Source organism: Erythrobacter sp., assembly GCF_023653175.1.
Classification (GTDB): domain Bacteria; phylum Pseudomonadota; class Alphaproteobacteria; order Sphingomonadales; family Sphingomonadaceae; genus Erythrobacter.
This window is the reverse complement of sequence record NZ_JAMNXL010000019.1, coordinates 1-23174: the sequence shown is the minus strand read 5'-3', so window position 1 is coordinate 23174 and position 23174 is coordinate 1. Positions and strand designations below refer to the sequence as shown.

The 23174-nt window shown below is 67.0% G+C and carries 24 protein-coding genes; 12 read left to right on the top strand and 12 right to left on the bottom strand.

Going from position 1 to position 23174, the window contains the following annotated elements; translation table 11 throughout:
- Positions 1–23 precede the first annotated feature (23 nt).
- From NBV68_RS04180 to NBV68_RS04170, 3 genes are read left to right on the top strand one after another with little or no spacing between them, the layout of a single operon-like run.
- Positions 24–821: a nucleotidyltransferase family protein gene (locus tag NBV68_RS04180; protein WP_296307486.1), complete on the top strand. Its 798-nt coding sequence runs from the start codon at positions 24–26 to the stop codon at positions 819–821.
- Positions 818–1987 carry a hypothetical protein gene (locus NBV68_RS04175; RefSeq protein WP_296307485.1) on the top strand — a complete coding sequence of 390 codons (1170 nt, stop codon included), beginning with the start codon at positions 818–820 and terminating at the stop codon, positions 1985–1987. The genes NBV68_RS04180 and NBV68_RS04175 overlap by 4 nt, the downstream gene beginning before the upstream one ends.
- Positions 1980–2756, top strand: coding sequence for an FkbM family methyltransferase (locus NBV68_RS04170; protein WP_296307483.1), 777 nt, complete (start codon positions 1980–1982; stop codon positions 2754–2756). Before NBV68_RS04175 ends, NBV68_RS04170 begins: the two co-directional genes overlap by 8 nt.
- Here NBV68_RS04170 and NBV68_RS04165 read toward each other — a convergent pair.
- The 5 genes from NBV68_RS04165 to NBV68_RS04145 all read right to left on the bottom strand — a co-directional run bounded on the left by NBV68_RS04165 (position 2729) and on the right by NBV68_RS04145 (position 10759).
- Positions 2729–3694 (bottom strand): FAD-dependent oxidoreductase, encoded by a 966-nt coding sequence (locus NBV68_RS04165; RefSeq protein WP_296307481.1) that lies wholly within the window; start codon positions 3692–3694, stop codon positions 2729–2731. The two genes, NBV68_RS04170 and NBV68_RS04165, sit on opposite strands and share 28 nt — an antisense overlap.
- A gap of 46 nt (positions 3695–3740) precedes the next feature.
- Positions 3741–4727: an L-histidine N(alpha)-methyltransferase gene (egtD, locus tag NBV68_RS04160; protein ID WP_296307479.1), complete on the bottom strand. Its 987-nt coding sequence runs from the start codon at positions 4725–4727 to the stop codon at positions 3741–3743.
- Position 4728: 1 nt separating this feature from the next.
- On the bottom strand, positions 4729–6003 hold the full coding sequence (gene egtB / locus NBV68_RS04155; protein ID WP_296307494.1) for an ergothioneine biosynthesis protein EgtB: 1275 nt from the start codon (positions 6001–6003) through the stop codon (positions 4729–4731).
- Positions 6004–6155: 152 nt separating this feature from the next.
- Complete coding sequence (locus NBV68_RS04150; RefSeq protein WP_296307477.1) at positions 6156–7544, bottom strand: class II 3-deoxy-7-phosphoheptulonate synthase; 1389 nt, start codon at positions 7542–7544, stop codon at positions 6156–6158.
- A 140-nt stretch (positions 7545–7684) separates the two neighbouring features.
- Positions 7685–10759 carry an insulinase family protein gene (locus NBV68_RS04145; protein WP_296307476.1) on the bottom strand — a complete coding sequence of 1025 codons (3075 nt, stop codon included), beginning with the start codon at positions 10757–10759 and terminating at the stop codon, positions 7685–7687.
- A gap of 125 nt (positions 10760–10884) precedes the next feature.
- Between NBV68_RS04145 and NBV68_RS04140 the strand changes: the two genes are divergently transcribed.
- The 7 genes from NBV68_RS04140 (at position 10885) to NBV68_RS04110 (ending at position 15241) form a co-directional block, all read left to right on the top strand.
- A complete protein-coding gene (locus NBV68_RS04140; protein WP_296307493.1) occupies positions 10885–11466 on the top strand; it encodes a NifU family protein in 582 nt (193 codons plus the stop codon).
- Entirely contained in the window at positions 11463–12071 is a 609-nt protein-coding gene (locus NBV68_RS04135) for a malonic semialdehyde reductase (RefSeq protein ID WP_296307474.1), read from the top strand. Before NBV68_RS04140 ends, NBV68_RS04135 begins: the two co-directional genes overlap by 4 nt.
- A 50-nt stretch (positions 12072–12121) precedes the next feature.
- Positions 12122–12748 (top strand): tRNA (adenosine(37)-N6)-threonylcarbamoyltransferase complex dimerization subunit type 1 TsaB, encoded by a 627-nt coding sequence (gene tsaB / locus NBV68_RS04130; RefSeq protein WP_296307473.1) that lies wholly within the window; start codon positions 12122–12124, stop codon positions 12746–12748.
- Positions 12745–13224, top strand: a complete 480-nt coding sequence (locus NBV68_RS04125; RefSeq protein WP_296307471.1) for a GNAT family N-acetyltransferase — start codon at positions 12745–12747, stop codon at positions 13222–13224. Before tsaB ends, NBV68_RS04125 begins: the two co-directional genes overlap by 4 nt.
- A gap of 113 nt (positions 13225–13337) precedes the next feature.
- Positions 13338–13790, top strand: a complete 453-nt coding sequence (locus tag NBV68_RS04120; RefSeq protein WP_296307470.1) for a MucR family transcriptional regulator — start codon at positions 13338–13340, stop codon at positions 13788–13790.
- 175 nt (positions 13791–13965) lie between these two features.
- Positions 13966–14388 carry a Fur family transcriptional regulator gene (locus NBV68_RS04115; protein ID WP_296307468.1) on the top strand — a complete coding sequence of 141 codons (423 nt, stop codon included), beginning with the start codon at positions 13966–13968 and terminating at the stop codon, positions 14386–14388.
- The gene (locus NBV68_RS04110; protein WP_296307466.1) at positions 14381–15241 is read left to right on the top strand and encodes a lysophospholipid acyltransferase family protein; all 861 of its coding nucleotides are present in this window, start codon (positions 14381–14383) and stop codon (positions 15239–15241) included. The genes NBV68_RS04115 and NBV68_RS04110 overlap by 8 nt, the downstream gene beginning before the upstream one ends.
- Before the next feature lie 30 nt (positions 15242–15271).
- On the opposite strand, the gene NBV68_RS04105 is transcribed toward NBV68_RS04110, so the two are convergent.
- The 4 genes from NBV68_RS04105 to ybeY form a co-directional block, all read right to left on the bottom strand.
- A complete protein-coding gene (locus NBV68_RS04105) occupies positions 15272–15433 on the bottom strand; it encodes a hypothetical protein (RefSeq protein ID WP_296307464.1) in 162 nt (53 codons plus the stop codon).
- Between the two features lie 2 nt (positions 15434–15435).
- Positions 15436–16320, bottom strand: coding sequence for a LysR substrate-binding domain-containing protein (locus NBV68_RS04100; RefSeq protein WP_296307462.1), 885 nt, complete (start codon positions 16318–16320; stop codon positions 15436–15438).
- Positions 16321–16415: 95 nt separating this feature from the next.
- Positions 16416–17342, bottom strand: a complete 927-nt coding sequence (locus NBV68_RS04095) for a hemolysin family protein (RefSeq protein WP_296307461.1) — start codon at positions 17340–17342, stop codon at positions 16416–16418.
- Positions 17343–17369: 27 nt separating this feature from the next.
- Positions 17370–17849 carry an rRNA maturation RNase YbeY gene (gene ybeY / locus NBV68_RS04090; protein ID WP_296307459.1) on the bottom strand — a complete coding sequence of 160 codons (480 nt, stop codon included), beginning with the start codon at positions 17847–17849 and terminating at the stop codon, positions 17370–17372.
- A gap of 155 nt (positions 17850–18004) precedes the next feature.
- Between ybeY and NBV68_RS04085 the strand changes: the two genes are divergently transcribed.
- Positions 18005–18961, top strand: a complete 957-nt coding sequence (locus NBV68_RS04085) for a homocysteine S-methyltransferase family protein (RefSeq protein ID WP_296307458.1) — start codon at positions 18005–18007, stop codon at positions 18959–18961.
- Positions 18962–19270: 309 nt separating this feature from the next.
- Here NBV68_RS04085 and NBV68_RS04080 read toward each other — a convergent pair whose 3' ends face one another.
- Complete coding sequence (locus NBV68_RS04080; RefSeq protein WP_296307457.1) at positions 19271–20314, bottom strand: PhoH family protein; 1044 nt, start codon at positions 20312–20314, stop codon at positions 19271–19273.
- 212 nt (positions 20315–20526) lie between these two features.
- Between NBV68_RS04080 and NBV68_RS04075 the strand changes: the two genes are divergently transcribed.
- Positions 20527–21366, top strand: a complete 840-nt coding sequence (locus tag NBV68_RS04075; protein WP_296307456.1) for a hypothetical protein — start codon at positions 20527–20529, stop codon at positions 21364–21366.
- Here NBV68_RS04075 and miaB read toward each other — a convergent pair.
- Both miaB and NBV68_RS04065 read right to left on the bottom strand, forming a co-directional pair.
- Positions 21363–22718 carry a tRNA (N6-isopentenyl adenosine(37)-C2)-methylthiotransferase MiaB gene (miaB, locus tag NBV68_RS04070; protein ID WP_296307454.1) on the bottom strand — a complete coding sequence of 452 codons (1356 nt, stop codon included), beginning with the start codon at positions 22716–22718 and terminating at the stop codon, positions 21363–21365. The two genes, NBV68_RS04075 and miaB, sit on opposite strands and share 4 nt — an antisense overlap.
- Before the next feature lie 35 nt (positions 22719–22753).
- Positions 22754–23174 (bottom strand): hypothetical protein (locus NBV68_RS04065; RefSeq protein WP_296307453.1); only part of this gene is annotated, 421 nt, incomplete at its 5' end.

Sequence of the window (23174 nt, the reverse complement as noted above, 5' to 3'; positions counted from 1 at the left end):
GCTTGCCGAGGTTGCCTTTCGCCATGACTGCACCGCCCAATGGCTGGACTGCGCTCGTGCTGGCCGGCCAGCGCCCGGGGGTCGACCCGATGGCGGCCCATTTCGGCACCGAGATGAAGGCGCTGATCCCGGTCGCGGGCGAGCTGATGCTGAACCGGGTGCTGGAGGCGTTGCTCGATGCGCCTGAGGTGGCGAGGATCGTGGTGCTCGCCCAGAACACGCTGCAGCTGCGCGCCCACCGCGATCTTGCCTGGGCGGTGGAGGAACCGACAATCGCCTTCCGCGTCTCTGGCCCGACGATCAGCGGATCGGTGCTGGGCGCGGTGGAAGACCCGGCAATCGGCCTGCCGCTGCTGGTCACCACTGCCGACAACGTGATGCTCACCCCCGCCACCATCGCCGAATTCGTCGCAGGCGCGGGGCGCAGCGATGTGAGCGTCGCCTTCGTCGAGCGCGGCAATCTGGAACGCGCGGTCGGCCCGAACAAGCGCACCTGGCTGACCTTCAGGGACGGCGCCTTCACCGGCGCGAACCTCTTCGCGCTCACCGGCGGCGGGAGCGTGAACGCTCTGAAGTTCTGGGAAAAGGTCGAGGCCGACCGCAAGTCCGTGCTGCGCCTCGCCGCCCATTTCGGGCCGGTGCTGATGGTCAGGCTGCTGCTGCGCCAGATGACGCTAACGCAGGCCTTGGCGGCGGCGGGCGCGAAACTCGGCGCGAGCGCCACGCCGGTGGTACTGTCAGACGGGCGCATGGGCGTCGATGTCGACAAGCCCGAGGACCACGCTCTTGCGGAGCGGCTGCTGGGAACGGCCGCCGCATGAAGCGCATCTGCTTCCTGTTCAACCACGACCAGACCCACCAGCTTGCCCACGCACTCCCCATCGCGCTGGCGCTGGCGGCGCGGGGCGAGCATCACGTCACCCTCGCCTATGCCCGCGAGGGCGTGCGCGCCGAGATCGAGCGGCAGGCCGATCCGGCGCTGCTGGCGCGAATGGAACTGGTGCAGCTCGGGCTGAAGCGCGGTGGGTCGCAGGCGCTTGCCGCTATGCTGGAGAGGCTGGTGCCCGCCACCAAGCTGCTCATCTACCGCGACAACCTCGATTTCTTCCGCAGCTTCGATGCCGTGGTGGTCTCGGAAAAGACGACGCTGCTGCTCAAGACCCGCTACGGGCTGAACGACGTAAAACTGATCCACACACGCCACGGCGCGGGCGACCGGGCGATCGGGTTCAACCCCGAAAGCGCGAAGTTCGATCTGGTGCTGGTCTCGGGCCCCAAGATCCGCGACCGGCTTATCGCGGATGCGGGATTGAAGCCCGAACAGATCGCGCTGGTCGGCTATCCCAAGTTCGACCTGTGCGCGAACAACCGCTTTGCAGACACCTTCCCCGCGCCCGAGCGCCCGGTGGTGATCTACAACCCCCACCCCTCGCCCAAGCTCTCAAGCTGGTTCAAACACGGCGCGGCGGTGCTCGAAGCGTTCCGCCATCAGGATCGCTACAACCTGATCTTCGCGCCGCATGTGATGCTGTTCGAACGCAAATGGGTGGTGACAATCGACCCGCCGAGCCTCGCCCGCGTCCAGCCCCCCGGCGCCGAATATGCGCGCGAGCCCCGCATCCACATCGATACCGGCAGCGGCGCGAGCAGCGACATGAGCTATACCAACCGCGCCGACATCTACCTCGGCGATGTCAGCAGCCAGGTCTACGAATTCCTGCGCGCCCCCCGCCCTTGCCTGTTCCTCAACAGCCACGGCGCCCGCTGGCGCGGCGATCCCAATTACCTGCACTGGCAGGCTGGGCCGGTGCTGGAGAGTGCCGACGGCCTGCTCGACAAAATCGATGCTGCGGTGGCCGCCCATCCCGCCTATGTCCCGGCACAGCAGGCGCTGATCGATGCGACCTTCTCGCTGTCGGACCGCCCCTCGGCCGAGCGGGCGGCAGAAGCGATCACCGCCTTTCTCGAAGGAGCCCCGCTTGGCTGATCTTGCTGCATTCTGGCGCTACGGCGTGGTCAAGACGGCGCGAAAGCTGAAGGCGGCCGCGCTCTCGCCGCTGATGGCGGCACGCGGCGACGGGCCGGTGCGCTCGGCCTATGGCGTACTGATGGTGCCCAACTGGCAGGACACCACTTTCCGCTACTGCATCTTCGGCACCTATGGCCGCGATCTGGCCGACCTGCTGCTGGGGCAGAGCCAAGACTTCGTGTTCGTCGACATCGGCGCCAATCAGGGGCTCTATTCGCTGATCGCCGCGCAGAACCCGCGCTGCCGCCAGGTGATCGCCTTCGAGCCCGTGCCCACCACCCACGCCCGGCTGGCCGCGAACGTGGCGCTCAATGGCGGGGCAACGCGGACTGTGCTGCACCTGCTCGCCATCGCCGACAGCGCGGGCGAGGTGACTATCAACGTCGCGCCCGATCACACCGGCACGGCGACACTCGCCGGGCGCGAGAGCGGTTCGGGAGTGGGCGGCGTCACCATCGAGACGATCGACGCGCCGCTGCTCGATCCGCTATTAGCAGGCGACCTGCCGATGTTCGTCAAGATCGACGTCGAGGGGCTCGAAGCCGTGGTGATCGCCGAACTGGTCAAGACGGCAAGCTTCGCGCGGGTCGAGGCGATCTTCTACGAGGTCGACGACCGCTGGGCGAGCGCGGGCGAGATCGAGGCACGCTTGCGGGCCGCCGGTTTCACGCGCTTCGCGAAATACGGCCGCGGCCACCACTACGACGTGCTGGCGAGCCGCTCCTGAAGCAGAGCTTGCGCCACCGCACGGCCTGACAGCCACGCCCCTTCGACGCGCGGGGAATGCAGCCAGTCGCCCGCGATGCCGATCCGCAAATCGGGGTCGAAGAGCGGGCCCTCGCCCTTCCGGGCTTCGGGCTGGGCATAGAGCCAGCGGTGCGCATCGAGGTGCACGGGCGTGGCGGGCGTCGCGCCGTTGGCGCTGAAGAAGTCGGCGAGCAGAATGCGCGCGGCCTCGTCCTTGGGCGCGTCGACCAATTCGCGGCTGCGCGCCGGGCTCGCATGAATCACCCAGGTCTCTGCGCCGCTGCGCCCCGGCTTGGCGGAATTGCGCGCGGCCCAGCTGATGGGGCCGGTGTCCGAACGGAAGGTGTCGGCCAGCGGAAGGGGCGCGGCGAAGCCTGCCATCACCGCCCAGCACGGTGCCGAGGCAACCGCTGCGGCGCGCGCGGCAAAGTCCGGCGCGGCTTCGGCGAGCAGCACTGCGGCCTGTTCGGCAGGCACGGCGACGAGCACGGTGGCGGCGGTGAAGACTTCCTCGCCCATTTCGACCCGCCAGAGCGCCCCATCACGCAGCAACCGCTCGGCGCGCATATTCCAGCGCACGTCCAACCCTGCGGCCATGTGTTTGACGCAGGCGTTCATGCCGGGGGTGCCGACCCAGGCCTCCGCGCCCGCTGCCGGCCAGCGCGCGGCGACGCCCGCCGCCTCCCACGCCGCTACCGCCGCGCGAAAGGCTGGATCGCGGGCGGTGAAATATTGCGCGCCGTGATCGAAGCTCACCTGCTGCCCGGCGATCTCGACCCGCCGCGCCGCCATCCGCCCGCCGGGCCCGCGGCCCTTGTCGAGCACGATGATGCGCTGCCCGGTGGCGGCAAGCGCGGTGGCCGCAGAGAGCCCCGCCATTCCGCCGCCGATGATGAGAATGTCTGTGGTTCCGTCCATCCCGCGCCAACGCCTCAAACCACAAGAGGTTTCGAGCGCGCAGGTTTCAGGGTGCCGAGCGCGGCGGACGGGATTCGGCGAGCACCAGCGAGAAGCGCTTGTCCGCGTCGGTCCAGCGCGCCAGCGGCTCCCACCCGGCAGCGGCGAGCAGCATTTGCCCTGAGCGCTTGGTGAACTTGTGGCTGTTCTCGGTGTGGATGCTTGTTCCGGCGTCCATCGCGAAGCTCTGGCCGCTGACTGCGAAGCTCACGTCGCGGCGCGCAACCAGATGCATCTCGATCCGCGCGAAAGCGTCGTTCCAGCGCGCTTCGTGGGCGAAGGCGTCGACGGGAATGTCGCCGTCGAGCTCGCGGTTGACGCGCTCAAGCAGGTTGATGTTGAAGGCCGCCGTCACCCCCGCCGCATCGTCGTAGGCGGCGAGCAGCGTTTCCTCGTCCTTGACCAGATCCATCCCGATCAGCAGCAGCGCCCCCTCGCCCAGCGTCGCGCGCATGGTGCGCAAGAGGTCGGTCGCGGTGCGGGCAATCATGTTGCCAATGGTCGAGCCGGGGAAGAACCCAAGCTTGGGCAGATCGGCGACCTCGGCGGGCAGCTCTACCCGGCGCATGAAATCGGCCTCCACCGGAAGGACCGGAAGGCCGGGAAACTTTTCCGAAAGCGCGGCCGAGGAGGCGCGCAGGAAATCGCCCGCGATATCGAGCGGCACATAGGCGCTCGGCACTATCGCCGACAGCAGCAGCGGGGTCTTGACCGAGGAGCCCGAGCCGAACTCCACCACCGCGCGGCCCGCGCCGATCAGCCCGGCGATCTCGGCTGCGCGCGTCGAGAGGATCTCGGTCTCGGCGCGGGTCGGGTAATATTCGGGGAGCTGCGTGATGTCCTCGAACAGCTGCGAGCCCGCATCGTCGTAGAACCAGCGCGCGGGGATCGCCTTCTGGGCTTCCGCAAGGCCCGCCAGCACATCGGCCCGGAAGGCGAGATCGACCCCGCCCGCATCGCGTTCGACCAGCTTGAGGCCTGCCGGCTTCGTCATCTCAGGCGTCCTTGGCAAGGCGCAGGCCGGTGAACTGCCAGCGCTGGTGGGGATAGAAGAAATTGCGGTAGGAGGGCCGCGAGTGGCCGCGCACCGTGGCGCAGCTCGCCCCGCGCAGCACCACCTGCCCGCTCATGAACTTGCCGTTGTACTCGCCCACCGCGCCCTCGGCGACGCGGAAAGCCGGGTATGGCAGATAGGCCGAGCGGGTGAACTGCCAGCAATCGCCGAACAGTCCGGGCGCGCCCGTGGGGAGCACCGGGCCTGCCGCATCGAGCTGGTTGCCGCCCGCCGGATCATGCGCGGGCGCGGGCGAGGCGGAGTCCTGCCCGCGTGCGATCGCTTCCCATTCGAACTCGGTCGGAAGCCGCGCGCCCGCCCAGGTGGCGAAGGCATCGGCCTCGAAATGCGAGATGTGGGTGACGGGCGCATCCGGATCGCGCGCCTGCCAGCCCTGATGGGTGAAATGCGTGCCGTCCTCGCCCCAGTAGAGCGGCGCACGGATCCCCTCGCGCTGCACCCAGCCCCAGCCGTCGGCGAGCCACACGCGCGCATTGCGATAGCCGCCCTCGGCGATGAAGTCCGCCCATTCGGTGTTGGTCACCAGCCGGTCTGCGAGCGCGAAGGGCTCGAGCAGGACGCGGCGGCGCGGGCCTTCATTGTCGAAGGCGAAGTCGTTCGACTGGTGCCCGACCAAGGCAATCCCGCCGGGGTGCGCTTGCCAGGCGGGGGAGGCAGCAGCCGGGGTCGCAGCGGCCGCCTCCCCCTTTCCCGCGTCAGGCCACATGGCAGGGCCCAGCGGGTTCTGAAACAGCGCGTGCTTGATGTCGGTGAGGAGCAGCTCGATATGCTGTTCCTCATGCGCGATACCGAGCGCAATCAGGGGGCCAAGCGCCGGATCGCCGAGCAGCGGCTCCATCGCCGCGGTGACATGGGCGCGCCATTCGAGCACCTCGGCAAGGGTCGGCCGCGAGAGCATCCCGCGCGATCCCCGCGCAATCCGTGCGCCTTCGGCCTCGTAATAGGAGTTGAACAGGAACGGCCAGCGCTCGTCGTGAAGCCGGTATCCCGGCGCGTGCTCGCGCAGCAGGAAGGTCTCCCAGAACCACGTCGTGTGCGCGAGGTGCCATTTGGCGGGGCTCGCATCCTCCATCGACTGGATCGAGGCATCGGCATCGCTGAGCGGCGCGACCAGCGCTTCGGTCAGCGCGCGGGTGCTGCGGAAACGCGCCGCGAGTGCCGCGGCGGCGCCAGCGCCCTTCGGGGCATTCTGCAACTCGCTGCGATGCACGCGCACACCTCCCGTCCAAGTTTGCGCCGGCAAGCGGACTTATGCCCGCCTCCCGTGACGCAGGAAAGACGCTTGCTAGACGTGGGGCTATCGTAAAATCATCACACCTGTCAGGTTCCTGGGCAAAATTGCGCCCGTCAGGCAGCGTGGGCGTGCCCCTCGTTAACGCGCCCGCCGCCCGCCGCCTCGTTGAGCATCTCGGCCACAAGGAAGGCAAGCTCGAGCGATTGTTCGGCATTGAGGCGCGGATCGCAATGCGTGTGATAGCGGTCGCCGAGGCGTTCCTCGGTGATCGCCACAGCCCCGCCGACGCATTCGGTCACGTCCTGCCCGGTCATCTCGATGTGGATGCCGCCGGGGTGCGAACCTTCGGCGCGGTGGACGGCGAAGAAGCCCTTCACCTCGCGAAGGATGCGGTCGAAGGGGCGGGTCTTGAAGCCGGAGTCGGACTTCACGACATTGCCGTGCATCGGATCGCAAGACCACACCACCGGGTGGCCTTCGCGCATGACGGCGCGCACCAGGTTGGGCAGCCCGTCCTCGACCTTGTCGTGGCCAAAGCGGCTGATGAGCGTGATGCGGCCCGCCTCACGCTTGGGGTTCAGATCGTCGAGCAGGCGCAGCAGCGCATCAGGCTCGAGGCTGGGCCCGCACTTCATGCCCAGCGGATTGCCGATCCCGCGCGCGAATTCGATGTGGGCCGAGCCGGGGAAGCGGGTGCGATCGCCGATCCACAGCATGTGGGCGCTGGTCGCATACCAATCGCCGGTGAGCGAATCCCGCCGGCTCATCGCCTGCTCGTAGGGCAGCAGCAGCGCTTCGTGGCTGGTATAGAAGCTGGTACCCTTCAGCTGCGGCACGGTGCCCGGATCGATCCCGCAGGCTTCCATGAAATCGAGCGCCTCGCCGATGCGGTCGGCCATCTGGGCAAACTTCTCGGTCCAGGGCGTGCGGCCCATGAAATCGAGCGTCCACTGGTGCACCTGCCTGAGGTTGGCATAGCCCCCGCCCGCAAAGGCGCGCAGCAGGTTGAGCGTCGCGGCGGCCTGCGAATAGGCCTTCACCATGCGCGCCGGATCATTGCGGCGGCTGACGGGGTCGAACTCGATCCCGTTGATATTGTCGCCGAGGTAGCTCGGCAGGGTCACGCCGTCGATCGTCTCGGTGGCCGAAGAGCGCGGCTTGGCGAACTGGCCCGCCATGCGTCCGACCTTCACCACCGGGCGCTTGGAAGCGAATGTCATCACCACCGCCATCTGCAGCAGCACGCGGAACGTGTCGCGGATGTTGTTGGGGTGGAACTCGGCGAAGCTCTCGGCGCAGTCGCCGCCCTGGAGCAGGAAACCGTGACCGCCCGCGACCTGCGCCAGATCGGCCTTGAGCGCGCGCGCCTCACCCGCAAAGACCAGCGGGGGATAGGACGAGAGGGTCTTTTCCGCCTCGGCCAGTTCCGCTGCATCCTCGTAATGCGGCAGGTGGCGCGCTTCGTGGGCCTTCCAGCTCTCGGGGGTCCAGGTCTCGGGCACGGTCTTCACTCTTTCCATTCAAGCGCGCGCGGACAACACCGCGAAGGCCGCGCCCGCTACCCGAGCGCAGGCCGAAGTGTAAAGCGGCAATGCCACGCGGCACAACTTTATTTCTCGCCCACTGTCAGCGGGCGGAACGATCAACGCCCCACCAGCGCCTCTTGCGCAGGATTTGCACCCGCACCTGCAGGCGCCGCCTCGGCGAGGGTCTGGCCTTCCGGGATGATCGCCATGCGGAAGGTGCGGTCCTGCACCAGATAGCGCGCCGCCAGCGCCTGCATCGCGGCAGGCGTGGTCTGCGAGTAATCGGGCAGCAACGAGCGCAGCATCCCGATGCGCACCGGGTCCCGGGTCGCGCCCTCAATGTTGTAAAGCCAGAACTGGTTCCCGGTCGAAGCGCGGCGGATCAGCTGCGCGAGCGGCTCGGTCACCCGCGCAAGCTCGTCGGCGGTGGGCGGATTGGCGGCAAGGTCGGCGGCGATCTTGTCGGCCTCGGCGAAGAACGTCGGCACGAAGGCGGGCTCGAGCTGGGCGACCGCGGTGATCCGGCCGCCGCTGGCAAGATCGGCGGGCCAGCTCGAGAACACCTGCGGCGCATAGCTCGCCCCGGCGCGTTCGCGCAGCGCGTCCATCAGCCGGTTGTTGAATAACTGGGTGAGAATTTCGAGCTGGCGGCTTTCGCGCAAGTCTTCGGTCCCGCCCCCGCTGCGCCACGCGACCACGGCCGCGGCCTGGTTGGCATCGCCGCGGTGGGTGACGACCGTGGGCTTCTCGGCCGCCGGGGCAAAACCGGGGACGCGCGCGGCGATATCGGCGGGGATCGGATCGCGTGGGCCGAGCGCCCCGAAGGTGCGGCGCAGCTGCTCGATCACCTTGGTCTTATCGAACTCGCCGAACACCAGCACCTCGATCGGGCCCTGCTTCAGCAGCGGCTCCCACACCTTGCGGAATTCCTCAGGCGTGGCAGTCTTGAGCGCAGCCGGATCGGGGGTGGCAAAGCGCCCGTCGCCGCCGGTCACGAGATATTCGAGATCGCGGTTGAGCACGCCGCCGGGGCTGGTCGCATAGGTGTTGTAGGCCAGCTCCGCCCCGGCCTTAGCGCGCAGCACCGGCTCCTTGTCCCAGCGCGGCATCCCGAGCTTGGCGGCAAACAGGTAGAGCTGGTCGTTGACGTCCTCCGCACGGGTCTGCGCGGTAAAAGTGAAGACCGCATCGTCGATGGCGAAATCGAAGCCGAGCTTGCGGCCCGAGGCCAGCCGGTCGATCTCGTTCTGGCCGAGTTCGCCCAGCCCTGAGCCGACCAGCGCCTGCTGGCCGAGATCGGCATAGACCGCGCTGCCTGCGTCGAAGGCGCGCCAGCCCGCGCCGAAACGCACGCGCACCGTGACGCGGCCGGGTTCGGCATCGTTGGACCACAGCAGCGCCTTGACGCCGTTGGCAAAATCGACCTGATCGACCTCGAGCACCCCGAGCGGGGTCTGCGCGGCGATGGCGCCCGGCGCGCCCACCGGGGGCAGGTCGGCAAAGGCGATCGCGGCGCCCCCCACCCGCGCCGAAGCGTCGGCCGCCGCCTTGCTGGCGAGCGCGGTGCGGATCGCGGGCACATCGGCCTCGCCCGCGGCAGGGGTCACATAGACGCCGCGCGTCACCGTGCCCTCGAACAATGCGCGGGTGCGCTTGAGCACCGCCGCCGGCGTGAGGCGCGGCTTCATGCCCCGCAGCACCCCCAGCACCACTTCAGGCGCGGCGACAGTCTCGCGGATGTCGACCGCGTTGACGAGATTGTCAGCCAGATCGCTGCCCGATTGCACGCTTTCCTGTTCGACCCCGTTGGCGAAGACCACGTCGAACTGCGCGACCTCGCGGTCGATCTCCTCGCGCGTGGGCGGGTTGGCGATGGCATCGGCGATGACGCTGCGCACATCGGCGAGCGCGGCCTTCCAGTCGGCCGAGAGCGGCGCGAAGGTCACGAAGGTGGCGTCGGTCGAGCGCGAGACATCGTCCTGCTGGACCTGCGCATAAAGGAAGCTCCCGCCCCCGCGCGCGCGGCTTTCGAGCCGGCGGTTGATGATCGCCTGCGCCACCGCATCGGTCATCAGGCCCTCGTTATAGACGACCGTGTCCTGAACAGGGCGCCACGGGCGCAGGATCGCGTAGGTAAGGCTGCGCGGCAGGTCGGGTTCGACAGCGACTGCCAATTCCCCGATCGGGGGCAGCCCGCCGACCGGCTTGGGGGTGCCCTTGGGCGCGACCGGATCGCCGAAGTCGGGTGCGACGCCCGGCGTGCCGGTGCCCTCCCAATCGCCGAACCATTGCTCCACAAGCCCGGCGAGCACCATCGGATCGGCATCGCCCGCGACCACGATCACGGTGTTCTCGGGCCGGTACCAGCGGTCGTAGAAGGCCTGCACCGCCGCACCGTCCGCGCCGTTCAGCGTCGCATCGGTGCCGATCGGATTGCGCACCGCGAGCCGCTGGCCGGCAAAGAAGGTCTGGCGAGTGAGATCGCCGGTCCGCTGCGCCGCCCCGCCGCGTTCGCGCTTTTCGGCGAGCACGATCGGGCGCTCGGCCCCGACATTGCCGTCGGACAATACCGGCTCGCGGATCATGCCCGAGAGCAGCTTGAAGCTTTCGGCAAGCTTGGCATCGTCGATATTGGGGATGTCGAGCTTGTAGGCGGTGTGGGTCGGCGTGGTCTCGGCATTGGTGTCGTTGCCGAAGGTCGCGCCCAGCCGCTGCCAGGCCGAGATCGCCTCGGCCTTGCCGAGATACTTGCTCTCGCGGAACAGCAGGTGTTCGAGCAGGTGGGCAAAGCCCTGTTCGTTGTCCATCTCGTGGAGCGAGCCTGCATCGATGCGCACCCGGATCGAGACCTGGCGCGGCGGCACGCCGTTGCGGCGCACGGCATAGCGCAGCCCGTTCTTCATCTCGCCGAACAGCCACTCGTCATCGACCGGAATGTCCGAGCCGCGGTAGAGCCACGGCACGGTGCTGCCGGTCTGCAGAGCCTGCGGCGCGGGCACCGGGGGCGCGACCGGCGCCGGAGAGGCGGCCGGGGCCGGAGCCTGGGTCGTGCCATGCGGGACGTTGACGACCCGCTTGTTGGTCTTGTCCTGAGCGGGCGCCGCCGCCTCGTCGGCAAGCAACGGCTGCAGCGCGACCAGCGGGGCAAGAACGAGGGCGAGCACGCGCGAGGCGCGGGAGAAAGACGTCATGGGGGCACTATAAGGCGGCAAAGTCTGAAGCGATAGTGAATGCTTTTCGCGATTTGCGCGCGAGCGTCGGGCAAGGCGCGGGACTTGCCCTTGCCCCTCGCGCGGGCGCACCCTAGATGGAGGCCATGTTCATCGAGACCGAAACCACCCCCAACCCCGCGGCACTGAAGTTCCTGCCCGGCCAGACCGTCATGGCCGCAGGCAGCCGCGAATTCGCCACCCCCGAGGCTGCCGAGGCAAGCCCGCTTGCGAGCGCGATCTTCGACACGGGCGAGGTGGTGAACGTGTTCTTCGGCGCGGACTTCGTGTCCGTCACCGCCGCGCCAGGCGCCGACTGGAGCGCGCTGCGGCCGCAGGTGATCGCGATCCTGCTCGACCATTTCGTCTCCGAGGCCCCGCTCTTCACGCCCGGCACCGCCAACGGCATCGCTGTACCCGCGCCCGAGGATGATCTCGCCGTCGAGGAACGTGCCGAGGACGCTGACGTCATCGCCGCGATCAACGAGCTGCTCGAAACCCGCGTGCGCCCCGCTGTCGCCGGAGACGGGGGCGATATCGCCTATCGCGGTTTCCGTGACGGGGTGGTCTACCTCACCTTGCAGGGCTCGTGCGCGGGCTGCCCGTCGAGCACCGCGACCCTCAAGCACGGGATCGAGGGGCTGCTGAAGCACTACGTCCCCGAGGTCACCGAAGTGCGCGCCGCATGACGACGCAGTTCCACGATCACGCGCTCTCGCCCGAGGCGCTCGCACAGCTGTTCGACGAGGCGCGCAGCTACAACGGTTGGCTTGACCGGCCCGTCAGCGATGAGCAGCTTCACGCGATCTGGGATCTCGTGAAGATGGCGCCGACCTCGGCCAACATGCAGCCGGCGCGGATCGTCTGGGTCAAGTCGCCGGAGGCCAAGGCCAAGCTCGTCGAATGCGTCTCCGAAGGCAACAAGGCCAAGGTCGCCGCCGCTCCGGTGACCGCGGTGATCGGCTACGACATCGATTTCCACGAGGAACTGCCCTGGCTGTTCCCGCACACCGACGCCAAGAGCTGGTTCGAGGGCAACGAGGCCGGCCGCGAGGAAGGGGCGTTCCGCAACTCCTCGCTGCAAGGCGCCTACCTGATGCTCGCCGCGCGCGCGCTCGGGCTCGATTGCGGGCCGATGTCGGGCTTCGACGTGGCTGCCGTCAATGCCGCCTTCTTCGCCGATGAACCCCGCCACCGGGTCAACTTCATCTGCTCGGTCGGCTATGGCGATCCGGCGAGCATCTTCCCGCGCTCGCCCCGCCCCGATTTCGCAACCTTCAACCGCATCGCCTGACGCGCATCCCCGCTTGCGCGCGCTCCTGCGCTGAGGCAGGGCGCGATGCGATGCGGACGCTTGCCATCGAAACCGCCTCCGAGGCCTGTTCCATCGCCCTTTTCGAGGGCGAGGCGAGTATCGCGCACGACCATCGCATTCTCGGCCGCGGCCATGCCGAGGCGCTGGTGCCGATGATCGCCGCGCTGCCGGACAAGGGGCGCTGCCAGCGGATCCTCGTCAGCCTCGGCCCGGGCAGCTTCACCGGCGTGCGCATCGGGCTTGCGACCGCGCGTGCGCTGGGTTTTGCCTGGGGGGCCGAGGTGCTGGGCTTTCCCACGCTCGCGCTGATCGCCGCGCAAGCCCTCGCCGCGCGCCCCCCCGGCGGGGGCGTGACGGTGTGCACCAACGGCGGCCACGGCGAGTGGTTCGTGGCCGATTTCGGCTCCGACGGGCTGCCGCTGGGCGAGACCGCCTCGCTCACCCCCGAGGCCGCCCGCGCCCGCCCGCCCGCCGCGCTCGTCGCCGGCAACCGCGCGGCGCTGCTGGCCGAGGGGACGGGCGCCGAGGCGCTCGACCTGCTGCCCGATGCCGCAGCCGTCATTCTGCTCGACCCTGGCCTCCTCACCCCCGCGCTGGCCCCAATCTATGGCCGCGGGCCCGATGCGACGCCGATGAAGGTGCCGGGGGCCGCATGACGCCCTGCCCGCACCTCCTCGACCGGATCATGGCGGTGATGGAGGCGGCCTTCGATCCGGCTTACGGCGAGGCCTGGAACCGCCGGCAGGTCGCCGATGCGCTCGGCCTGCCGAGCACCCATGCGCTGGTGGTCGATGCGGCGGGCCGCCTGATCCCCGAGGGCCCCGACCCTGCCCCTGCCCCTGCCGGTTTCGTGCTCACCCGCCACGTGCTCGACGAGGAGGAGCTGCTGCTGATCGCGGTCACGCCCGGGGCGCGGCGGCGCGGCGTCGGGGCGGCGCTGGTCGAACATCTCTTCGCAGCCGCCCGAACCCGCGGCACGGAACGCGTATTTCTCGAAATGCGGCGCGGCAATCCCGCTATCCATCTGTATCGCAAGTTCGGCTTCGAACCGATTGGAGAGCGGCGCAACTATTACCATATGGCTAACGGCGAAAGAATCGACGCGATTACTTTTGCGCGCTCGATCGGCTGAAACTCCATTCATCGCGAAATCGCGAACAGGCAAAGCAACCTAGTTGCTATGCCAAATGACTTGCGCCATGGCGCAATAACCGGCGCAGCGAAAAAGACGCCAGTGAGGAACTCATGCAAGACTTGGAAATCGATATGAAAGAAACGCTTATCACGCTGACCAGCGACATCGTCGCAGCGCACCTCAGCAACAATGATGTTGCCGTGGCTGATGTCCCCAGCCTCATCACCAACGTCTACACGGCACTTGCCAATCTCGGTGAGACGCCGGTTGTGGAAGAAGCGAAGCCCCAGCCGGCCGTCGCGATCCGCAATTCGGTCAAGCCCGATTACATCGTGTGCCTTGAAGACGGCAAGAAGCTGAAGATGCTCAAGCGCTATCTTCGCACCAATTTCAACATGAGCCCCGAAGAATACCGTGCGCGCTGGGGCCTTCCGGCCGACTATCCGATGGTCGCGCCCAACTATGCCGAAAAGCGCCGCGATCTGGCCAAGAAGATCGGCCTCGGCCGCAAGCCGGGCACCACCGTGGCGCCCAAGCCGCGCCGCGCCAAGAAGACCGTCTGACACCGGGCCCTTCGGGTCGCACCCGGGTCTGATCCAGACAGCCACCCGCACCGCCCCTGTCGAAAGGGCGGCGGGCGCGCTTGAGCAAGCAGCCTCGTCCCTGTAGGGGTGAGGCTGCAATGCTTTGGGGCGCTGGCACCTGCAAGGGGCACCGCGCACGGCGATGGAGCTTTTCTTGACCCACAAGATCGATCTCGAACAACTCTGCGCGGAAAAAGGCCTGCGCATCACCGAACAGCGCCGGGTCATCGCGAGGGTGCTTTCGGAAAGCGAAGACCACCCCGATGTCGAGCTGCTCCACAGCCGCGCCGCGGCGATCGATCCGCGCATCTCGATCGCGACGGTCTACCGCACCGTGCGCCTGTTCGAGGAAGCGGGCATCCTCGACCGCCACGATTTCGGCGACGGCCGCTCGCGCTACGAGCCGGTGCCCGAAGCCCACCATAATCACCTGATCGACGTCGAGACCGGCAAGGTCGTCGAATTCGTCGATCCCGAGGTCGAAGCGCTCCAGCGCCAGATCGCCGAGCGGCTCGGCTACCGGCTGGTCGACCACCGCATGGAGCTCTACGGCGTGCGGCTCTCGCGCAATGACTGATTGGGAGCTGCGGCAGGCTGCAGCGCGGGGCGAAGTGACCCCGATCAGCGCGGGCGGCTGGCTGCGCATCGGCTTGCGCTCGGCAGGGCTGATTGCGCTGCTGCTGGTGTTCGTGCCCCTACACTACCTTTACCGCGTCATCTCCTACGGCTCGCCCTTCCCGATGCTGTTCCTGCGCTACGCCGCGCGGGTGTGCGGGGCGCGGGTGCAGGTGGTGGGCACGCATTTGAAGCGCGACGTGTTCTTCGTCGCCAACCACATCTCCTGGGTCGACATCCTCGCGCTCGCGGGCGCGAGCGGCACCGCCTTCGTTGCCAAGGCCGAGCTGGCGAGCGCGCCGGTGGTCGGCTGGCTCGCCAGTCTCAACCGCACGGTCTTCGTCAAGCGCGAGCACCGCATGGGCGTGGCCGAGCAGATCAACGCATTGAAGGAGGCGCTGGTCGACAACTGGTCGGTCACCGTCTTCCCCGAAGGCACCACCACCGACGGGCAGTCGCTGCTCCCCTTCAAGACCTCGATGCTCTCGGTGCTCGAGCCGCCCCCGCCCGGTGTGCTCGTCCAGCCGGTAATCCTCGACTACGGGCCGGTCGCCGAGTGGATCGGCTGGATCGGCGAGGAAGGCGGCCTCAACAACGCCAAGCGCGTCCTCTCGCGCAAGGGCAGCTTCCCGGTCCGGCTCCACTATCTCGAGCCCTTCAGCCCGGAGGACTTCAAGGGCCGCAAGGCGATCAGCATCGAGGCGCGGCGGCGCATCGAGGATGCGCTGATCGAGATCCGCGGCCACCCCTTGCGCCCCTTCGCCCACTCGGTCGCCCCAGTGCGCTACGAACCCAAGGTCGAGAGCGCGGACTGACACCCGGGCCCGGACCCCGCGGAGAGGCGGTCAGGTAATCGTCAGTTCGAGCGTGGTTCCGCCATCCACGAATAGCCGCGTGCCGCATTCGAATTCGATCTGCACTTCGCCATCGCGGTGACGCATCACGCGCGCCACCATCTTGCCCGCGAGCATCGCCGTGGCGCGCTCGCTCTCTTCTTCCAGGGTCACGCCTAGAGCCCCGCGCGCACCAGCCAGTCATGGAAAATCCGCACCGGGCGGCTCTCCAGAGCGACCGGCTTGCACACGAACCAGTAGGAATAGGGGCTCTCCACCGGCGCACCCGGCAGGTTGATCAGCCGGTTGTCATTGGCGCGGCGCAGGTGATCATCGTGCATGATCGCGATGCCGAGGCCCTGCGCTGCCGCCTCGAGCATCAGCGCGCCCGAATCGTAGTGGTCGATCGCAGCCGGATCCATCGTGTCGAGCGCATTGGCCTTCTTCCACGCGACGAAGCTCTCGGGCAGTTCGTTGTGGATCAGGAAGGTCTGCTTGGCCATCACTTCGGGGGTGATGTCGGGGCCGATCGCGCGCGCGGTCTCCTTCGAGCAGATCGCGTGGACGAGATTGTGATCGAGCCGCACCGCGTGCAGCCCGCTCGCCGGCCCGCGCGACAGGATGATCGCCGCATCGAGCGTGTCGCCCACCCGATCCTCGAGATGCGGCGCGGTGTCGATGTCGATGTGCAGCAGCGGGTGACGCTTGCGCAGTTCGCCCAGCCGCGGGAACAATCGCTGGCTGCCGAACATCGGCAGCACGCCAAGGCGCAGGCGCAGCAGAGCGATATTGTCCGACTGGCTCTCCACCGCCCGGGCGAGCGCTTCCATATGCGGGTTCACCGCCTCATAGAAGGCCTGGCCCTCGTCGGTCAGTTGCATCGACTGGCGCGCGCGGGTGAACAGCTTTTTGCCGACAAATTCTTCGAGATTGCTGATCCGCCGCGACAGCGCCGAGGGGCTCAATCCGATTTCCTCTGCAGCGGCCCGCGCTGAGCCGAGGCGCACGGTGCGCATGAAGGCTTCAAGCGCGCGAAGGGGGGGCAGACGGCGTGCAGGCATTCTCATATCTCCTCACTTGCAGGAGATACGCGGGCGCACACGTATAGGATGCAAAAAATCGAAGAAAATATGTGGAAGAGCGCAAAAAGTTGCGCCTACTGCACGTCTTCCTCGCCCGCCGGAGGGTGCAGGCGCAGGCGCGTGACGTGGGTTTCATCGCCCGCGGTTACCTCAATGCGCCAGCCGCTCGCATGTTCCAGCACCGTGCCCACCGGCGGCACCGCCTCGGCGAGCACGAAGGCGAGGCCCCCCAGCGTGTCGACGCTCTCGGCGACCTCGGCAAGGCGCGGGTCGATCTTCTCGGCGATATCGTCAAGCTCGGCGCGCGCGTCGACGTCCCACATGCCCTCGCCGATCGGCGTGATCAGTTCGGGCGGGGCATCGTCATGCTCGTCCTCAATGTCGCCGACGATTTCCTCGACCAGATCCTCGATGGTGATGAGCCCGTCGGTGCCCGAGAATTCGTCCAGCACGATCGCGAGGTGCACCCGCTGCGTGCGCATGTCGGCGAGCACGTCCAATGCGCCGCGCGCCTGCGGCACATAGAGCGGCTGGCGCATCAGCGTGGTCCAGTCCTCGGGCGGCGGGGTGCCATTGGCGAGGAAGGGAAAGACATCCTTGATGTGGATCATCCCGATCACGCTATCGAGCGTGTCGCGGTAGACGGGCATGCGCGAATGGCCGTGTTCGGAGAAGGCGGCGACCATCTCCTCCCAGCTGATCGTCGCTTCGACCGCGATGATCTCGCCGCGCGGGACGGCGACATCGTCGGCATCATGTTCGGAGAAATGGAGGAGATTGCGCAGCATCTGCCGCTCGACCCGCGACAGGTCGCCGCCCGTGGCCGCGCCCTCGCCCGGGCCGCCGTTCTCGTCCTCGTGCTCGTCGATCGCTTCTTCGAGCTGTTCGCGCAACGAACGCGCGCCCTCGAACCCGAGCATCTTGCGAAGCGCGGATATCAGTCCGCTGCTACTGTCCGCCTCTCCCGATTGGGATTGGGCGGGCGAATGGGAATCGGCCATGGCCTTCAGTGGGGCTCCTGCGTTGCGTCAGCCGCCATATGGGTCAGCGATGCCCAGTTTGGCAAGTATCCGGGTTTCGAGCGCCTCCATAGCCTCGGCCTGCTGGTCGCTGTCGACATGGTCATGGCCGGCAAGGTGAAGCAGCCCGTGGACGATCAGGTGGGCGGCGTGGGCTTCCAGAGTGATGCCCTTTTCGGCCGCCTCGCGCGCGCAGGTCTCGTAGGCGAGCGCGATGTCGCCGAGCATTTCGGGCGGGCCATCGGGGGCGAGGCCTTCCAACTCCGCGCGTTCGAGCATCGGGAAGCTGAGGACATTGGTGGGCTTGTCGCGCTGCCGCCATTCGCGGTTGAGGGTGTGAACCTCGGCATCCGAGGTGAACAGCAGGCTGACGATGAGGCGCGGGTTGGCGAGCAGCGGCTCCCCCTCCCCCGCGGCCCCGGCGGCGCGGATCGCCAAAGCCTCCCAATCGCCCGCAGGCCAGTCTTCAATGTCGATGTCGAGTTGCATGAGCGGGCGCTCTAGCCGGGTTCACGCTGGCGTGAAATGGCTTAGCGGAGCGAAAGAACAGCGGCGGCTTTCGGGCAGCGCGAAATTGGGCGGTTATGGCGGGGGGTGGGTGGAAAGCTGACCTTCGGAAGAAATTCCGTTATCATGAACTCCCAGTGATCAACAGCCGTCGGGAGAGCGCCATGCCACAGGCAAGACTACCGCAACTTCAGAGCATTTTTCTGACCGACGCTGGCCTTGAGACCGACCTCATCTTCAACCACGGAATCGACCTTCCGCACTTCGCTTCGATTGCCCTTCTGGCATCGGCGAGCGGCACCTCGGCACTAGAGAACTACTTCCGTGACTTTCTCGATCTAGCGGTTCGGAAGAATTGCGGAATAGTCCTGGAAAGCGCGACCTGGCGTGCAAGCCCTGACTGGGCGGAACCGCTTGGCCTTACCGGCCCCGAACTCGACAGCCTCAACCAAGCGGCCATCATCATGCTACAGCGGCTGCGGGAAGAATATCGTGCCGCGCTCCCAGCCATCGTCATCAGCGGATGCATCGGCCCACGCGGCGACGGTTATGACCCGGGAAGGATCATGACCGTCGATGAAGCGCAGACATATCACACCCATCAGACCGGACGATTAGTCGCAGCCGGTGCGGATCAGGTCTCAGGCATCACGATGACAAATGTGCCCGAAGCGATTGGCATCGCTCTGGCGGCGAGAGCCGCACAAAGCCCTGTTGCCTTAAGTTTCACGGTGGAAAATGATGGGCGGCTGCCGACCGGACAGTCGCTTGCAAGCGCCATTGCGGCGGTCGATGCGGCGACTGAGGCGTATCCTGCTTACTACATGATCAATTGTGCTCATCCGACCCATTTCGATGCAGTGCTGGCGTCGGGCGGCGACTGGGTTGGGCGTATCGGCGGGCTTAGAGCGAATGCCTCGCGCTGCAGCCATGCGGAACTCGATGCTATGCAAGATCTCGATAAGGGCAATGCAATCGAACTCGCCGCAGACTATGGTCGGCTGCGCGAACGCTTCCCTCACATCAATGTCCTAGGTGGATGCTGCGGCACCGATTTGAGCCATGTTGCCGCAATTGCGGAAGCGTGCATCTAGCGCAGCCCAACTCGGGGAAGGCCAGTGATCGCTTTGGGGTCGTTTTCAGAACGTCTGCTTTCGGCAGGCAGCCTGCAGTTGCAGACATTTCCTACACGCATTCCATCGGCTACAACCTTCGCCGGCTCATTCGCATCGCAGTAAGGGTGGTCGCAAGACCGCCGAGGGTTAAACAAGCCCCCCTTCCCTGTCCGTCCACACTGCACGGAACAGGATAGGTTCTTTATATCAAACAGAAATATCGATCTTCGCAAAGTTGACAGGCTGTAACCTTTGTCCACTTCCCGGCCAGCAGAACCGGACGGGAAGCTAGGCCCCGTCGCCTTCACCGTTCCCCTCATAGGCCTCGACGATCCGCCCCACGATCGGGTGGCGCACCACGTCGGCGGCTGTGAAGCGGATCGTGCCGAAGCCTTCGATGCCTTCGAGCTTCTCGACCGCGTCGTTCAATCCGCTCATCCGCGGCCCGCCGGGGATGTCGACCTGCCGCGGGTCGCCGCACACCACCATCCGGCTGTTCTGGCCAAAGCGGGTGAGGAACATCTTCATCTGTTCCTTGGTGGTGTTCTGCGCCTCGTCGAGGATGATGAAGCTGTCGGCGAGCGTGCGTCCGCGCATGAAGGCGATCGGCGCGATCTCGATCTCGCCATTGGCGAGGCGGCGCTCGACCTGTTCGGGGGGCATGCAGTCGTTCAATGCGTCGTAGAGCGGCCGCAGATAGGGATCGACCTTCTCCTTCATGTCGCCGGGCAGGAAGCCGAGCTTCTCGCCCGCCTCCACCGCCGGGCGCGACAGGATCAGGCGCTGGACAGAGCCGGTGATGAGCTGGCTGACCGCCTGCGCCACCGCGATATAGGTTTTGCCGGTGCCTGCCGGGCCGAGGGCGAAGATGATGTCCTCCTTGGCCAGCGCGCGCATATATTCGATCTGCGTCGCCGAGCGCGGGACGATGGTTTTCTTGCGCGTGCGGATCATGATCGGCGGCGCGCCGTCATCGCCCGAGATGATGCCTTCCAGCGTCGGCTCGGCCGACATCGCGATCAGGCTTTCGATCGCGCCAGCATCGAGCGCCTCGCCGCGGGCGAGCCTGTCGTACATGGTCTTGAGCGTCTCGCGCGCCCGGGCGACGTCGTCCTCGGGCCCCTCGATCACCACCTGGTGCCCGCGGGCGTGGATGAACACCCCGAGCCGGTTCTCGACCTGCACCAGATTGGAATCGAACTGCCCGAACAAGGGGCCGAGCAAGGCCTGATTCTCGAAGGTCAGATCGACGCGCGCACGCCGCTGTGCCGGAATACCGCGCGGATCGGGCGAGAGCGCCGGGTGTCCGGCTCGGGAAGGTCGTCGGCCCATGAGGTCCTTTCATGCTTGCCCCGCCGAACATGACGCAAGATCCGGCGTTGGCAAGGCGAATGATGTCATTGGTCGACCTGCGTCGGCCAGTCGTGTGGGTGGCTTATCGACATGAAAATCTTGCGACTATAGACCCGAAGTGTCGCAGAACAGGAAATCTCCGTAAAATGCCGTGTCTTGCCATCCGATCCGCCGCGGCCGCGATGGTCTGTATGCTGGCACAGCCGGTCTTCGCTCAGACCGCGCCCGAGCCGGCACCCGCCCCCGCCCCCGAGACCGAGATCCTCGTCCAGACCCAACGCCGCGACGCCGAGAAGGCGGTGCAGACGCTGGCCCGGCAGGTCACCGGGCGCCTGCCTCCCGACCGCCCGATCGCGCGCTTCCACGAGCCGCTGTGCCTCGCAGTCGCCGGGATCAACCGCGCCTATCTCGACAGTTTTGCGGGGCGGATCATCGAGAACGCGAAGCTCGCCGACGTGCCGATGGCAAGGGGCGACTGCAAGGCCAACGCGCTCGTGATCTTCACCGGCAACACGCGCGAGGAGCTTGCGCAGGCCCGCAAGAAGCAGCGCTGGATTTTCGGCAACCTTGGCCCGAGCGCGCTCGATGCGCTGCTCAAGTCGCGCGATCCTGCCTTCGCCTGGCGCTCGACCGAGATACTCGGCACCAACGGCATGCTGGTCCAGTATGACGACCGCGAGGTGCCGCAGAACCGCACCATCGAAATGGCCGGAAGGCTCAAGCAGCCGATCATGATCGGGGTGACCGGTGCGGTGGTGATCATCGACCGCGACGCGACCAAGGGCATGACCGCGCAGCAGCTTGCCGACTATGCCACGCTGCGGCTGCTCGCCCCGACGACCGAGGTCCGCGAGCTGATCCCCGGCGCGCCGGCGACGATCATGACGCTGTTCCTCGATCCGGCCGGCGCACCGGCTGAACTCACCGACTTCGATCTCGCGCTGCTGCGCAACACCTACGCGATCGCCGGGAACGTGCCTGCAAGCAATGTCTATGGCCGGATTGCCAACGACCTCGTGAGGGATCGCTAGGCCGGCAGAACCTCGCGCACCAGCCCCTTCAGCGAATTGGGGCCCGCCTCGGCGAGGGTCACTTCGACCAGATCGCCGATCGCGGCCTGGCCCTCGAACCACACCGATTGCAGCCACGGCGACTTGCCGAGCCACTGGCCGGGATGCCGTCCGGTGCGCTCGACCAGAACGGTGCAGGTCTTGCCCACGCTCGCCTGATTGAAGGCGAGCTGGTGCGCGCCGATGCGCTGCTGGAGCCGCTGGAGGCGCTCGTCCATTACTTCCGGTGCGATCTGGCCGTCCATCGTAGCGGCAGGCGTTCCGGGACGCGGGGAATATTTGAAGCTGAAGCACGCGGCGTAGCGGACTTCGTCGACGATCCTTAGCGTGTCTTCGAAATCTGCCTCGGTTTCGCCCGGGAAGCCGACGATGAAGTCCCCCGACAGCGCGATGTCGGGCCGCACGGCGCGAAAAGCTTCGATCAGTTTGAGATAGCTTTGCGCGGTGTGCTGGCGGTTCATCGCCTTGAGGACGCGGTCGCTGCCGCTCTGCACCGGCAAGTGCAGATAGGGCATGAGCTTGGCGATCTCGCCGTGGGCGGCGATGAGGTCCTCTTCCATGTCGTTTGGGTGGCTGGTGGTGTAGCGGATGCGCGCGAGGCCATCGATCTGCGCCAGCGCGCGGATCAGCCCGCCGAGGCCCGTGCGGCGCCCCTTGTCGTCCTCGCCGCTCCACGCGTTGACGTTCTGGCCGAGCAGCGTGATCTCCTTCGCGCCCGCTTCGACCAGCTTCTGCGCTTCGGCGACCAGATGGCTGAACGGGCGGGAGATTTCCGCGCCGCGCGTATAGGGCACCACGCAATAGGTGCAGAACTTGTCGCAGCCTTCCTGCACGGTGAGGAAGGCGCTCGGCCCGCGCTTGCGGCGCGCCGGGAGCGCGTCGAACTTGGCGATGGCGGGCATGTCGGTATCGGTCGCGCGCTTGCCCTGCACCGCCTTGTCCAGCATCTCGGGCAAGCGGTGATAGGCCTGAGGGCCGACCACGATGCTGACCGCCGGGGCGCGCGCCATGATCTCCTCCCCCTCGGCCTGCGCGACGCAGCCTGCCACGGCGATCAGCGGCTGCCTCCCTCCGTTGGCCTCCGCCTGCTTGCCCGCCAGCACCAGCCGGCCGATGTCCGAATAGACCTTCTCGGCCGCTTTCTCGCGGATGTGGCAGGTGTTGAGGATGACGAGATCAGCCTCCTCGCCCTCGGGTGCAGGGGTGATGCCGCGCTCGGCCAGCAGCTCGGCCATGCGCTCGCCATCATAGACGTTCATCTGGCAGCCGAAGCTCTTGACCCGGTAAGTCTGGGGAGGCGCGGAGGGTTTCATGAGGGGGCCGCCTTTAGCGCCGATGGAGGCAGGGTTCAATTAGGCGAGAGCGATTTGGGATAAGGCCTGAATTCGCCATCCATTGCGGTGCCCCGGCTCGTCATCTCGCCTAGCGGTGGCAATACGGCACCGAAGGGGGCCGCAGCATAGTTGCAGTGATAACCATCGTAGTAGTGCTCGGCGCTGAACGCCGTCACCGAAAACTCGAATGTGTGGCCAGCCGCCTTGCAACGGGCGACCACGTTGACGGCGTCGTCACTGGCAAACCAAAGCATCTCGGATGAAGCGGGCGAACATTGCTGGCCATCGAGCACGCTCGGCGAGGGAACAGGGATGCCCACCTCTTCATTCCAAGGAGAGTGGTAACAATCAAACCCGCTCGGCCCTTTAGCGAGGCGATCCTCTAGCCATGCGCGCCCATCCTCTGGCCACTTCTCGGCACAACCGCCGAGCGCT

What these genes read in the sequence shown, in the direction of transcription:
- NBV68_RS04180 (WP_296307486.1), top strand. Translation starts at nt 24, where the DNA reads ATGACTGCACCGCCCAATGGCTGGACTGCGCTCGTGCTGGCCGGCCAG.
- NBV68_RS04175 (WP_296307485.1), top strand. Translation starts at nt 818, where the DNA reads ATGAAGCGCATCTGCTTCCTGTTCAACCACGACCAGACCCACCAGCTT.
- NBV68_RS04165 (WP_296307481.1), bottom strand. Translation starts at nt 3,694, where the DNA reads ATGGACGGAACCACAGACATTCTCATCATCGGCGGCGGAATGGCGGGG.
- egtD (WP_296307479.1), bottom strand. Translation starts at nt 4,727, where the DNA reads ATGACGAAGCCGGCAGGCCTCAAGCTGGTCGAACGCGATGCGGGCGGG.
- NBV68_RS04145 (WP_296307476.1), bottom strand. Translation starts at nt 10,759, where the DNA reads ATGACGTCTTTCTCCCGCGCCTCGCGCGTGCTCGCCCTCGTTCTTGCC.
- NBV68_RS04140 (WP_296307493.1), top strand. Translation starts at nt 10,885, where the DNA reads ATGTTCATCGAGACCGAAACCACCCCCAACCCCGCGGCACTGAAGTTC.
- NBV68_RS04135 (WP_296307474.1), top strand. Translation starts at nt 11,463, where the DNA reads ATGACGACGCAGTTCCACGATCACGCGCTCTCGCCCGAGGCGCTCGCA.
- tsaB (WP_296307473.1), top strand. Translation starts at nt 12,122, where the DNA reads ATGCGGACGCTTGCCATCGAAACCGCCTCCGAGGCCTGTTCCATCGCC.
- NBV68_RS04125 (WP_296307471.1), top strand. Translation starts at nt 12,745, where the DNA reads ATGACGCCCTGCCCGCACCTCCTCGACCGGATCATGGCGGTGATGGAG.
- NBV68_RS04120 (WP_296307470.1), top strand. Translation starts at nt 13,338, where the DNA reads ATGCAAGACTTGGAAATCGATATGAAAGAAACGCTTATCACGCTGACC.
- NBV68_RS04110 (WP_296307466.1), top strand. Translation starts at nt 14,381, where the DNA reads ATGACTGATTGGGAGCTGCGGCAGGCTGCAGCGCGGGGCGAAGTGACC.
- NBV68_RS04100 (WP_296307462.1), bottom strand. Translation starts at nt 16,320, where the DNA reads ATGCCTGCACGCCGTCTGCCCCCCCTTCGCGCGCTTGAAGCCTTCATG.
- NBV68_RS04095 (WP_296307461.1), bottom strand. Translation starts at nt 17,342, where the DNA reads ATGGCCGATTCCCATTCGCCCGCCCAATCCCAATCGGGAGAGGCGGAC.
- ybeY (WP_296307459.1), bottom strand. Translation starts at nt 17,849, where the DNA reads ATGCAACTCGACATCGACATTGAAGACTGGCCTGCGGGCGATTGGGAG.
- NBV68_RS04080 (WP_296307457.1), bottom strand. Translation starts at nt 20,314, where the DNA reads ATGGGCCGACGACCTTCCCGAGCCGGACACCCGGCGCTCTCGCCCGAT.
- NBV68_RS04075 (WP_296307456.1), top strand. Translation starts at nt 20,527, where the DNA reads ATGCTGGCACAGCCGGTCTTCGCTCAGACCGCGCCCGAGCCGGCACCC.
- miaB (WP_296307454.1), bottom strand. Translation starts at nt 22,718, where the DNA reads ATGAAACCCTCCGCGCCTCCCCAGACTTACCGGGTCAAGAGCTTCGGC.